General features: G+C 63.6%; 8 protein-coding genes. All 8 read left to right on the forward strand.

The window, feature by feature from the left end; translation table 11 throughout:
- Positions 1 to 14: 14 nt before the first annotated feature.
- The gene (locus tag NCS28_RS25620) at positions 15 to 4982 is read left to right on the forward strand and encodes a non-ribosomal peptide synthetase (protein WP_250516573.1); all 4968 of its coding nucleotides are present in this window, start codon (positions 15 to 17) and stop codon (positions 4980 to 4982) included.
- 13 nt (positions 4983 to 4995) lie between these two features.
- Positions 4996 to 6357 carry a lysine N(6)-hydroxylase/L-ornithine N(5)-oxygenase family protein gene (locus NCS28_RS25625; RefSeq protein WP_250516574.1) on the forward strand — a complete coding sequence of 454 codons (1362 nt, stop codon included), beginning with the start codon at positions 4996 to 4998 and terminating at the stop codon, positions 6355 to 6357.
- Between the two features lie 49 nt (positions 6358 to 6406).
- Positions 6407 to 8587: a TonB-dependent siderophore receptor gene (locus NCS28_RS25630; RefSeq protein ID WP_250516575.1), complete on the forward strand. Its 2181-nt coding sequence runs from the start codon at positions 6407 to 6409 to the stop codon at positions 8585 to 8587.
- A 56-nt stretch (positions 8588 to 8643) separates the two neighbouring features.
- Positions 8644 to 9504, forward strand: a complete 861-nt coding sequence (locus NCS28_RS25635; protein ID WP_250516576.1) for a formyl transferase — start codon at positions 8644 to 8646, stop codon at positions 9502 to 9504.
- A gap of 608 nt (positions 9505 to 10112) precedes the next feature.
- Positions 10113 to 11060, forward strand: a complete 948-nt coding sequence (locus NCS28_RS25640; RefSeq protein WP_250516577.1) for a GNAT family N-acetyltransferase — start codon at positions 10113 to 10115, stop codon at positions 11058 to 11060.
- A gap of 138 nt (positions 11061 to 11198) precedes the next feature.
- Positions 11199 to 11405, forward strand: coding sequence for a hypothetical protein (locus tag NCS28_RS25645; RefSeq protein WP_250516578.1), 207 nt, complete (start codon positions 11199 to 11201; stop codon positions 11403 to 11405).
- Positions 11406 to 11537: 132 nt separating this feature from the next.
- Positions 11538 to 12449, forward strand: a complete 912-nt coding sequence (locus NCS28_RS25650; protein ID WP_250516579.1) for an urea transporter — start codon at positions 11538 to 11540, stop codon at positions 12447 to 12449.
- On the forward strand, positions 12427 to 13203 hold the full coding sequence (locus tag NCS28_RS25655; RefSeq protein WP_250516580.1) for a class II aldolase/adducin family protein: 777 nt from the start codon (positions 12427 to 12429) through the stop codon (positions 13201 to 13203). The genes NCS28_RS25650 and NCS28_RS25655 overlap by 23 nt, the downstream gene beginning before the upstream one ends.
- Position 13204 lies beyond the last annotated feature (1 nt).

A 13204-nucleotide genomic window follows, 5' to 3' on the forward strand; every position in this document is an offset into this window, starting at 1 on the left:
GAAAGAGGAAACGCATGACGCAGGCCAAACCCGATCTGCTCTCGCTCGCGACGCGCTTCGCGCAGTTGCCCGACGCGCAGCGCAAGGTGTTCGTCGCGCGGCTCGCCGATGCGGGCATCGACTTCCGCATGCTGCCCATTCCGCCGCGCGCGAGAGGCGAGGCGTGCGACGAGCCAGCGGCGGGCATGCCCGCATCGTTCGCGCAAACGCGTCTGTGGCTGCACGCGCGCATGATCGACGAGCCCGCCGCGTATCACATCACCGAGCGCATGCAACTCGATGGCGCGCTCGATGCGAACGCGTTGCGCCTGTCGTGCGATGCATTGATCGCGCGTCATGAAGCGCTGCGCACGACCTTCGCGGAAGGCGCGGACGGCGTGACGCAAACCGTGCATGCGCCGATGCGCTGTCCGTGGCAATCGGTGGATCTCAGGCATGTGCCGATCGCAGAGCGTGAGGCGCGCGCTGCCGCGCTCGCACTCGCCGACGAATCGCGTCCCTTCGATCTCGCGCATGCGCCGCTCATGCGCGCGCATTTGATCAGGTTCGATGCGAACACGCACTGGCTTTCCCTGACGACGCATCACATCGTGTCGGATGGCTGGTCCGCCGATATCGCGCTGGCCGAGCTCGCATCGTTCTATCGCGCGTATGCACGAGGCGAAGCGGTGTCCGTCGCGCCTTTGCCGATTCAATACGCGGATTACGCGCTTTGGCAACGTCGTTGGCTCGATGCGGGCGAGCGCGAACGGCAACTCGATTTCTGGCGCGCGCGGCTCGATCCTTCGCGCGACGTGCTCATGTTGCCGGGCGCGGCGGCGCGTCCCGGTGAACGCAGCGCGCGCGGTGCGCGTCATGTATTCACGCTCGATGCAACGCTTGCCGCGCGTCTGCGCGCCTTCGCAAACCAGCGCCGCGCAACGCCCTTCGCCGTGCTGCTCGCCGCACTGAATGCGCTCTTCTCGCGCGCATCGGGCGAAGCGCATATCCAGATCGGCGTGCCCGCCGCGAATCGCGAGCGCGCGGAGACGGCGGGACTGATCGGCTTCTTCGTCAACACGCTGACGCTCGCGGCGCACGTCGATGCAGCGCAGCCTTTTTCGACGCTCGTCGATGCTACGCAAGGCGCGCTCGTCGATGCGCAATCGCATCAGGACGTGCCGTTCGAGCAAGTCGTCGAAGCGCTCGGCGTCGTGCGCAGCGCGAGTCATCATCCGCTGTTTCAGGTCATGGCGGCGTATGGCGCGCGCCGTGCGTTGCCGATGTTCGCCGATCTGCGCGCGACCGAATTGCCCTCCGGCGCGCCGTTCGCGAAGTTCGATCTGACCGCGAACTTCGAGGAGCGCACGGACGGTTCGCTCGATGCAGCGTTCATCTATGCGCTCGATCTCTTCGACGCCGATGCGATCGAGCGTCTCGCGCGCCGCTTCGTCGAACTGTTGCGCAATGCGCTCGATGCGCCGCACATGCTCGTCGGCGATCTGCAATGGTTGCCGCAGGACGAGCGCGCGCAACTCGCCGCGTGGAATTGCAACGCGCCTGAACGCGAGCCGGAATTCATCGCTGTGCACGAACGCATCGCTCGTCATGCGCGGGCCAAGCCGGATGCGCGCGGCGTCGCCGACATGGAGCGGGCGTTCACGCGCGGCGAAGTCGATGCGCGCGCGACGCGCATCGCGCAACGACTCGTCGATGCGGGCGTGCGGCCGGAAATGCGCGTGGGCGTCGCGCTGAGCCGTTCGGTCGATCTCCTCGTGGGCCTGATCGCGGCGCTAAAGTCGGGCGGCGCATTCGTGCCGCTCGATCCGAGTCATCCGCGCGAACGTCTCGCGCAGATTCTCGACGATGCGCGCATCGGGCACATTGTCACGGAGCGCGCGAGTCTCGACGCGCTGCCCGTGCCCGCGAATGCGCGCATCCTGCTTCTCGACGACGAAAGCCTCTACACCGGCGATCGAACGTCGGGCGTCGCGTTGCCCAAAGTCGCGGCAGAGCAGGCGGCTTATGCGATCTATACATCGGGATCGACCGGCAAGCCGAAGGGCGTGATCGTCGATCACGGTTCGTTCGCACGCCATTGCGTCGCCATCGCTGAACGTTATGGCGCGACGGAGAGCGATACGTTCATGCTGTTCCAGTCGGTCAACTTCGACGGTGCGCACGAAGGCTGGTTCTCGCAGTACATCTCGGGCGCTGCTGTAGCCATCACCGGCGACACGCTCTGGCCGCCCGCGCTGACATGCAAGCTCATGCGCAAGGAAGGCGTGACGATGACCTACGTGCCGCCGGGCTGCGCGACGCAGCTCGCGGAATGGGCGCTCGCGCACGGCGCGCCGCCTACGCTGAAGTCGATCACGGTCGGCGGTGAAGCAACCTCGCGCGAAGCCTTCGCGTTGATGCGCCGCGCCTTTCCGAACGCGCGCATCGTCAATGGCTATGGTCCGACGGAAACCGTCATCACGCCGATGCTGTGGATGTTCAATCCCGGCGACGATCCTGCGAAGCTCGCCGATTGCGCGTATCTGCCGATCGGCACGCTCGTCGGCGCACGCACCGCGCACGTGCTCGATGAGCGTTTGAATCCGCTGCCCGTCGGCGTGATCGGCGAACTGTATCTCGGCGGCGAAGGCGTGGGCGTCGCGCGCGGTTATCTCGACCGTCCCGCGCTGACCGCGGAACGCTTCGTGCCCGATCCCTATGGCGAGCCGGGCGCGCGTCTCTATCGCACGGGCGATCTCGTGCGCCGCCGCGCCGATGGCGTGTTCGATTTCATCGGCCGCGTCGATCATCAGGTGAAGCTGCGCGGCTTGCGGATCGAGCTCGGTGAGATCGAAGCGCAACTCGCCGCGCATGACGATGTGCGCGAGGCGTGCGCCGTGGTCCGCGGCAAGGGCGCGCAGTCGGCGCTCGTCGCTTACGTCGAACTGAAGACCGATGCCCGCGAACGCGCGGCGCTCGGCCGTGCCGCCGATGCCACCGAACTCGATGCGCATCTGCGCCGCACGCTGCCCGATTACATGGTGCCGGCGCATATCGTCGTGCTCGATGCATTGCCGCGCAACGCGAACAGCAAGGTCGATCGCGCGATGTTGCCCGAGCCGCCGAAGAAGGAACGGCGCTACGAAGCGCCCGCCGCGGGCACCGAAGGCGCGCTCGCGAAGATCTGGCGCGAAGTGCTCAACGCCGAGCGCGTGGGGCGCGCCGACCATTTCTTCGAGCTCGGCGGACATTCGCTCGCGGCAGTGCGCGTCGTCACGCGCATCGCGGAGACGCTCGGACGCGACGTGCCGGTGCGCGCGCTGTTCGAAACGCCGGTGTTATCGCAATACGCGAAGCGTGTGCAGCAGGCTAGTGCTAGTGAAGGTGCGCCGGATACGTTGCAGACAACGTTCGCGCCCGATGAAAACGGCGTATGGCCGCTTTCCGCCGCGCAGCTCGGTCTCTGGTTCCTGTGGCGCGCGCAGCCGCAAAGCGCCGCTTATAACATTCCCGTCGCGGTGCGCCTGCGCGGTCCGCTCGATGCCGGTGCCTTGCGCGAAGCGCTCGCGCAAGCCGCCGCGCGTCATCCGGCGTTGCGCACGCAACTGGTCGAACGCGAGGGCGCATCGCCGGGTCAACGCATCGCGCCGATGTGGCGTTTCGAGTTGCCGGTGATCGATGTCGCGGGCCGCATCGATGAAGCGAAGCGCATCACCGATGAAGACGCGCTCACGCCCTTCGATCTCGCCCATGCGAAGCATCTGTGGCGCGCGCGACTGCTGCGCCTCGCCGACGACGATCACGTACTGTCGCTCGTCGTGCATCACATCGTGTCGGATGGCACGTCGATCGATCTGTGGCTCGACGATATCCGCGCAACGTATGTCGCGTTGCAGAAGGGCGCGTCGGTGGCGGAGCGCGTGTCGAATGCGCTGGTGCTGCCGTCGTCGGCAACGGGCGCGCATCTCTCGTTCTGGCGCGATGCGCTGAAAGAACTGCCCGCGATCGCATTGCCCGCGCCGTCATCGGGGCGTGTGGAAGAACCACAATGGCTCGCCAGCCGCATCGCATTCGATCTCGACGATGCGCTCGTCGAACGTGGCCGCGCGCTCGCAATGGAATGTCACGCCACGCTGCCGATGCTGCTGCATGCGGCGCTCAACGCCGCGTTGCATCGTATGACGGGCGCGTGCGATCAGCCTGTGGGCGTGCTCGCATCGACACGCGAATCCACGGGCGACGCGGCGCGCGATGCGCTCGGGCTCTTCATCAACGCGGTCGTCGTGCGCACGCGCATGTCGAACGACGATACGCCCGCGACCTTGCTCGCTACCGTGCGCGACGCAGCGCTCGCCGCCTACGCACACGCCGATGTGCCGTTCGCCAATGTCGTGTCCGCGCTGAATGCAGAGCGCCCTGGCGCGGCCAATCCGCTGTTCCAGGTGATGTTCAACTATCTTCGCCCGGCCGCGATGGCTTCGCGCGATTGGGCCGGCCTCGCAATAGAAGGCTTCGACGACGTGCGTCATCGCGTCGTGTTCGATCTGGAGCTGGACGTGACCGAATATCCGGACGGCCGCGTGAGCTGCGCGTTCTCGTATGCGAACGAGCGTGTCGATGCCGCGTTCGTCGAGACGCTTGCGCAGCGTTATCTCGCGACGGTTGAGCAATTCGCGCACGCGCCGCATGAAGTCTTCGACGCATGCGAAGCCACGCTCGAAGGCGTTGCGCGCATGGCGCCGCCGCCATCGAACGAAGGGTCCGGCGAAGCACAAACGCTCGCGACGATCTGGAGCGAACTCTTCGACGGCCAGATCCTCTCGCCACACGACGACCTCTTCGCAGCAGGCGCGACATCGTTCGCCGTCGTGCATTTCGTCGATGCGGCGCGCAAGGCCGGCTTCGACATCGCCATTCGCGACGTTTTCGCCACGCCGCATTTCGCGGGCCTCGCTTCGACGCTCGCACGCCGCTTCTCGCTGGCATCGACCAACGACATCTGAGAGACACAGGGAAATGAAGAAAGAAACCGTATTCGATCTGATCGGCGTCGGCTTTGGGCCGTCGAATCTGTCGCTTGCCGTGCGCCTTGCAGAAGAGAGCGGCACGTCGCAAATGAAGCATTGCTACATCGAACGGCAGCCCGAATTCGGCTGGCATCGCGACATGCTGCTCGACGATTGCCGCATGCAGATTTCGTTTCTGAAGGACCTCGTCACGCAGCGCGATCCGACGAGCCGCTTCACGTTCATCAACTATCTGTTCGAGCGCGGACGTTTGAACGAATTCGTGAACCTGAAGAATTTCTACCCGACGCGCGTCGAGTTTCACGACTATCTCAGTTGGGTCGCGCAAGCCTTCGACGATCGCGTGCATTACGGGCAAAGCGTCACGGCCATCGAACCGGTGCTCGAAGCGAACGGCGACGTGAGCGCGCTGCGCGTCGTGTCGCAGGATGAAGACGGGCGCGAATGGCGTCGCGTGACCAATGCGTTGTCGGTCGGCGTCGGCGGCACGGCGCGCGTGCCGGAACCGTTCGCGTCGCTCGGGCCGCATAACGTGATTCATTCGTCGGCGTATCTCAGTTCGATCGAGCGCGTCGCGGGCGATGGCCGCAACGGCAAGAAGCGCATCGCCGTGATCGGCGCGGGACAGAGCGCGGCCGAAGTGTTCTCCGATCTCACGCGCCGCTTCCCGCATGTCGATGCAACGCTCGTGATTCGCGCGAGCGCGCTCAAGCCCGCGGACGACACGCCTTTCGTCAACGAGATCTTCAGCCCCGAATTCACCGATGTGGTCTTCGCGCAATCGGAAGACGGACGGCGCTCGTTGATCGAGCGTTTCCGCGACACGAACTACGCGGTCGTCGATCGTCCGCTGATCGAGCAGATATACGAAATGCTTTATTTGCAGAAGGTTTCCGATGAAGCGAGGCATCGGCTGCTCGCGAACACGCTCATCGAAAACACCGCGCGCCGCGCGAATGGCGAGATCGAACTCACGATGCGCGATGTGCTGACCGGCCATGCGCGCGCGGAGCAATTCGATGCGCTCGTGCTCGCGACGGGTTATCGGCGCGACACGCATCTCGCGCTGCTCGACGAGCTTGCGCCGCATCTCGACGACGCGCTCGCGCAACGCAACGTCGGCCGCGATTATCGGCTCGTCACGCCTTCGAACTTCAAGGCGCGCATCTATCTGCAAGGCTGCTGTGAAGACAGCCACGGTCTCTCCGACACGCTGCTTTCGGTGCTCGCGGTGCGTTCGGACGAGATCGCCGCATCGCTTGCCGATGCGGGACAGGACAACACCGCGAAACACGCGGCGAATACGAGGAAAACCGGGGTGAGCGGCGGCCGCGTGGCCGTTGCTCTTTGATGAAGAAGCGGCGAAAACAGCAAGCCGCATTGCGATGGAGAGAAGAAGAATGACGTGGGGAAGAGGGACGCGCCGGGCGATCGCCATAGCGGCGAGCATGGCGTTCAGCCTGGCGGCGGCCGAGCGCGCGCTGGCGCAGGAACAGGAAGCACAGGCCGCACCGCAGACCAGCACGCTTCCGGCGGTGCGCGTGAATGCGGCGCTCGAAGGCGACGGCACGGTCGGGCTCGTCGCACGCAAGAGCCGCACGGGCACGAAGACCGACACGCCCATCGACGAGATTCCGCAGACGATCAACGTGGTCACGTCGACGCAGATCGAGGAGACGGGCGCGACCACCATCAACGAAGCGTTGCGCTATGTGCCGGGCTTTTCGTCGTATGGCTCGGACGTTCGCTCGGACTGGTATTCGGCATTGCGCGGCTTCACGCCTACGGTCTTCGTCGATGGGCTGCAAGTGCCGAACACGCTCAACCTGTCGAGCTGGCGCGTCGATCCATACATGATCGACAGCATCACGATTCTGCGCGGGCCGACATCGGTGCTGTATGGCCAGGGCGATCCGGGTGCGATCGTCGATGTGCAAAGCAAGCTCGCCGATGGGGGGCGTTATCGCGAGGCGGGCGTGCAGATCGGCGACTATGCACGCAAGCAGGTGATGTTCGATATCGGCGACAAGATCGACAAGGACGGCACGCTGTCTTATCGCGTGCTCGCGGTCGGGCGCGACGGCAATTCGATGACCGGTCCGCATGCGGAGCAGCGCTTCGCGATCTCGCCATCGGTGCGCTGGCAGCCTGGCGCGAATACGTCGTTGACGATCGCGGCGAGCTATCTGCAGGACTGGGGCGATGCGTCGAACAACTTTCTGCCCGCGCAAGGCACGGTGCTGCCCAATCCGAACGGCAGGATCTCGGAGAACCTTTATACGGGCGATCCGACCTACTCGTACTATCGCAAGAAGGAATGGTCGGTCGGCTATCAGTTCGAGCACAAGTTCAACGACATCTGGACGTTTCGCCAGAACACGCGCTGGATGCATCTCTCGCTCGATAACGGCGCGGTGTGGGGCGCCGGTCTCGATCCGAGCGATCCGAGCGAGCAGACGCTCGCGCGCTATGCCGGTCTGTTCCAGCCGAACTACAGCCGCTTCGATATCGACAATCAGGCGCAGGCGCGCTTCGGCACGGGGCCGCTCGAACATACCGTGCTACTCGGCTTCGAGTACAACCGCCAGAACTCGACCGATAGCGAATGGCTCGCGCAAGGTCCGAGCCTGAACATGTACAACCCGGTTTATACGCCGGTATCGACCGCGATTTTCAGCGGCCCGGATTCGTTCGGGCAGACCAACACGCGCACGACGCTCGATAGCTTCGGCCTCTATGCGCAGGATCAGGTGAAGTGGAATCGCTGGGTGCTGACCGTGGGCGGCCGCGAGGACTGGAGCAACACGAAGCAGGACGACATCGCCGGCGGGACGCAACTGAAGCAGGACGACAGCGCGTTCACGGGGCGCGTGGGTTTGACGTATCTCGGCGATTACGGGCTCTCGCCGTACATCAGCTATTCGACTTCGTTCAATCCGATCATCGGCGTGAAGATGGCCGATGGCGGTCTGCCCGCGCCGACGAAGGGACGCCAGATCGAAGCGGGTCTGCGCTGGCAGCCGCCGGGCAAGAACCTGATGCTCGGCGCGGCGGTGTATCAGATCAACCAGACGAACGTCCTCACGCCCGATCCGACCGATCCCACGGGCACGTTTTCCGTGCAGACGGGCGAGGTGCGCTCGCGCGGCATCGAGCTGTCCGCGGTGGGCAACGTGACGCGCAATCTGTCGGTGATCGCGGCTTACGTCTATCAGGATGTGAAGAACATCCGCGCGAACGACGTGACGCTCGACAAGTGGCCGGTATCGATTCCGCTGCCGCGCCAGATGGCCTCGCTGTGGGCCGACTGGACATGGCATGGGGGACCGCTCGATCGACTCGGCTTCGGCGCGGGCATCCGCTATCAGAGCGGGCTCGCGGGCGCGGCGGACAACTCGCTCTATATCCCGAGCTACACGGTGTACGACGCGGCCGTTCATTACGACACGCAGCATTGGCGTTTTGCGGTGAACGCGTCGAACATTTTCAATCGCACGTTCGTGAGCGGATGCCAGTCGGATTCCGCCTGCTTCTATGGCAATCCGCGCACGGTGATCGCGAGCGCCCGTTATAACTGGTGATGATCGTAGGCGGCGCGAGCGATGGTCCGCGTCGTCATTTTTTCGAGCAGGATTCAATGACGAAGATAAAGCTGGTCTACATCATGTCCTTGCGCAACGCAGCGGCGGATCGCGCGGGACAGCATATCGAGTACAAGGGCGGCACGCGTTATATGAAGTCGCCGTTGCAATATCTTGCAGAGCAACTCAATGCTTCGCCTCTGGGCGATCTGTATTCGCTCGAAGGTGTGATTTACGACGATGACGAAGGCTCGCCGCGAGATCGCGAAAAGCTGGCTGGATATGGCTTTCGTGCTGAGCCTGGCGGGCAGTGGATTCATCCGCCGGAACTCGCCGTGCAGGGCGTGCCGGTGACGAGTTTGCTGCATGCGATTCCGTCTTCGTATCGGCGGCTGCCTATGGATGCCGTCGTCGAACGTGCGGCGCAGAAGAGCGCGTTCGAGAAGCGCTTGCTCGACAAGCTACGTGCGCTCGATGCGGATTTCGTCGTGCTCGATGGGCTGCTCGTGATTCTCGATGAACTCGTTCGGCCAGGGGCGGAGTTTTGTCGACGTATCGCGAATATTCATCCGGGCGTTACGCGGCTTGGATCGCCGTTTGAGCGGCGCGGGGCTTATGCGACGCTCGATGCGTTGTATGGCGCGCGTGGGCAACGTGTGATCGACTGGAACACGATGCGCGTGCAGTCCGCGCCGGTGATCGATCGAACTGGGGCCTCGTTTCATTACGTCGATAACGGGATCGATTCGGGTGAAGTGATCTTCGATGTATTGGGGACGAGTATCGATCCCGTCGATACGATTCTCGAATTGCGATGGAATAACTTTCAGCGGAGTCTGTTTCCCGCGCTTGAAGGGGGGCTTTTGGCTATGGCTGAGAGTCTTGCCAAGAACGCTGTTGTGGGGATTGGGACTTGAGTCTCTCTTCTATGGAATCCTGATTTCGTGTTGGTTTATTAGCACTGCCCCTGTGCGGGGCGGCAGTCACTTTCTTTGCTGCTGCAAAGAAAGTAACCAAAGAAAGCAGCTCGATAGGCCCGCGGTCACACGCAGTTTGGCCATGCTTGCCAGGTGATCGTGGGCTGCCTAAGTGTCGCCCTCAATGGTCCAATCGGGCTTGGATCGCGCACGGTCTGACAAGCCAGTTGTTTAAACGCGCTGGTTCAGCACGAAATAGCTTCGGCACAGCGCTAGGCGCTGCCGCTGGGTATACGAGGGAAACCGTCGAAGAAGAAGCACGAGCAGACCCGATTGACGACCCATCGGCCGCGAAGCGGGCCGGAGATATTTGGTGCTTAACCGTGCGCGATCCAATTCCGATTTGGCTTTGAGGGCGACACTTAGGCGAGTGCCATGGGCGCCTGGCAAGCATGGCCAACGTGCGTGTGACCGCGGGCCTATCGAGCTGCTTTCTTTTTGACCCCCGCCCCGGGGAGGGGCAGTGCTATTAGACCGACACGAAGCCGGGATTTCACGAAAGCGTGAGCGAACCCAAACCCAGTCATGAACCTGCCGGAGACTCAACGATGAACATACGTTTCGATCCACACCTAGCGGCTACAGCAAAGCAACCCGCGAACCGCACGTTGGCGACATGGAACGCGGACGCGTTGCTTGAAGCGCTATGCGATATCTACTGCAACGAACCTGAGCGCCGCGCGGCGACGCTTGCACTACCTTGTTCAGGCACCGACGCACAAAAAGCCGAAGCCCTCGTAGCACAAGCGCAAAACGAGAAGCTGATAGACAACGCAAAACACGTCGAAGATCATCTGCTCCTGACGACATCACGCCAGACGTTCTGGAAAATCGCCAAACCTTGGCTGAAGGCGCCCGCATCGAGCGAAACCTTGCTCAGCTACACGCAAACCGGCGACATCACGCATCCAGTAAGACCCAAAAACACCGAAGGTACGATCTACGAACGCCACTTCCCGCAGATCGACATGACCTTCAGCCTTCGCACCGCCGACCCCGACGCGGATTCGGAAATCTTCAGCGCATGGATGAATCTCGACCGCGTCGCGCACTTCTGGGACCAGCGCGGCACACGCGCCGAACATGCGGCTTACCTGAAGGAACGTCGCGAAGATCCGCACATGCATCCGATGATCGGCTACTTCGACGACAAGCCCTTCGGCTACTTCGAGTTCTACTGGGCGAAAGAAGATCGCCTGGGCCCGTTCTACGATGCGGGCGACTTCGATCGCGGGCTGCATCTGCTGATCGGCGACGCACAGTTCCAGAGCGCGGGCAAACTCAAGGCGTGGTGGAGCGGCGTGCTGCACTACATGTTCATCGACGATCCGCGCACCGAGCGGCTCGTAGGCGAACCGCGCGTCGATCATGTGCGGCATATCGCGTACATGCATCGCATGGGCTTTTACACGCTGAAGGAGTTCGACTTCCCGCACAAGCGCGCCGCGCTCACCGTGATCGAGCGGGAAAAGTTCTTCAACGATTTTCGCTTCTGACGTCACGCAGGAGGACTCCAAGCGAATTAGGGCCGGGGCGCAGACGCAGTAATGGCGGAGGATTTGCGGCATTGCAACATGACTGTAGGGGAAAACCCTTAAGTTTGTTACAATGTCGCAAAGTTTGAGGACCACATCATGCGCCGCCGTTACGAAGTCATCGAAAAAGTCGCTTTTGCCCTGCTGACGCTGTCCGCCGTCATGGACGCAAGTTACATCACCTGGGAAAAGCACCCTAACTTCCGCGAAAACGTCACGGAAATCGTGAAGATGAGCTCGGACCTGTCGTTGGCCAACCCGGGTGTCGGTGAGCCGACGCCGCTGGTGCCGATGGCTTTCAACTAAGCTCCAGCGTCCTAAGGCGCGACGTTCGCCGCGCCCTCTGCTTCAGCCCACATACAGGTTATTCGGCCGGCCGCCGCACGGCGCGCGCCGGCTGATTTATGCTGGCGGCTTCCCGTGCCGTCGCCGCCCAGCATGTCCTCCGCTCTCCATTCGAACGCCGTCTTCGGCGATCAACTCCGCAGTTTCGCCCGCGCGATCGGGCAAATCGTGCTTCAGCGCAATGCCGCGACCGGCGCGCTGGTGTTTCTCGCGGTCCTTTGCGCGAGCCCGCGCCTCGCGTGCGCCCTTCTGATCGGCACACTGACGGGCAATGTCATCAGCGTGATCATCGAGGACGACGGCGCGCCCGCGTTTCGCGACGATCTCTACGGCTTCAATGGCGCGCTCGCGGCGCTCGCAGCTTTTGCGTTCGTCGGCGATGCGTCGCAGGCCACGGCTGTGGCGATCGTCGCGGCGATGTTCGCGAGCGTCCTCGCCAGCAAGCTCGCGCACATGCTCTCGCGTTACCGGTTGCCGACCTTTTCGAGCCCAGCGATCATCGTCACCTGGTGCTGGCTGCCGCTGTTCGCCGATCGCGGCGATACGGGCGCGGTCCCGCAAGTCGCCGCCGGTTTCATCCCGATGCTTCAGGCCGCGTTCGCCGGTCTCGCGCCGATCACGTTCGCGACCGGCGCGCTCGCGGGCGCATTGATCGCAGCGGGATTGTTCGCGTCGCGGCCGTCGCAGGCGGGCTGGGCGCTCGCTGGCAGCGCGCTCGGCGCGGCGCTGCACGGGCTCGGCGGCGCGAGCGATGCCGTCGTGCTCTCGGGCGCATGCGGTTTCAACGCGGCGCTTGCGGCGCTCGCGGCCGCTCCGCTCGGCAAGCGCTATGCGATCATCGCGATCGTCGCGGCGGTGCTGATCGAACGCGCGATCGATTGCCTCGGCATCGCAGCATTGACCGCGCCGTTCGTGCTGGCGTCCTGGGGCGCGATCGCCTTACAGCGGCGCTTGTCCAGAACATCGAAACGAGGAGATTCGCATGTCGTTCACCCACACGCCTGAGCGCAGGATCGCCGACAGCGGGCCCCGCTCGGCGGCCGAAGACGCGACGCGCGTCGCGCTCGCCGCCGCATACCGGCTCGTCGCGCTCAACGGCTGGGACGATGTCGTCTACACGCATATTTCCGCGAGCGTGCCGGGCGAGCCGGGGCGCTTTCTGATCAATCCGTTCGGGCTTTCATTCGATGAAGTCACGGCGTCGAATCTCGTGAAGATCGATATCGACGGCAACGTGATCGGGGAGAGTACGCATGCGGTGAACGCGACGGGCTTCGCGCTGCACGGCGCCGTGCATGCCGCGCGCGATGACGCCGTATGCGTGATGCATCTGCATGTGCGCGAGGCTATCGCCGTCTCGGCGCAACCGCATGGCCTGCTGCCCGCATCGCAACACGCGATGCGCTTTCACGGCCATCTCGCGTATCACGACTACGAAGGGCTCGCGTTTTCGCCGTCGGAAGGCGAACGGCTGGTCGCGAGTCTCGGCGCACATCGCGCGATGCTGTTGCGCAATCACGGGCCGCTCACGCTCGGGCGCACCATCGCCGAGGCTTATGTGCTGATGGATATGCTCGTCAAGGCGTGCGATATTCAACTTCGCGCGCTCGCGGGCGTGGGCAAGATGATCGTGCCGACGCCGGACGTCGTCACGCGCACCGCGGCGCAATTGCATGACGACGATGCTGTCGAAGGCGCGCTCGAATGGCCCGCGCTATTGCGCAAGCTCGATCGCATCGATCCGTCGTATCGCGATTGAA

It is taken from the genome of Caballeronia sp. INDeC2, from assembly GCF_023631325.1.
Lineage (GTDB): Bacteria > Pseudomonadota > Gammaproteobacteria > Burkholderiales > Burkholderiaceae > Caballeronia.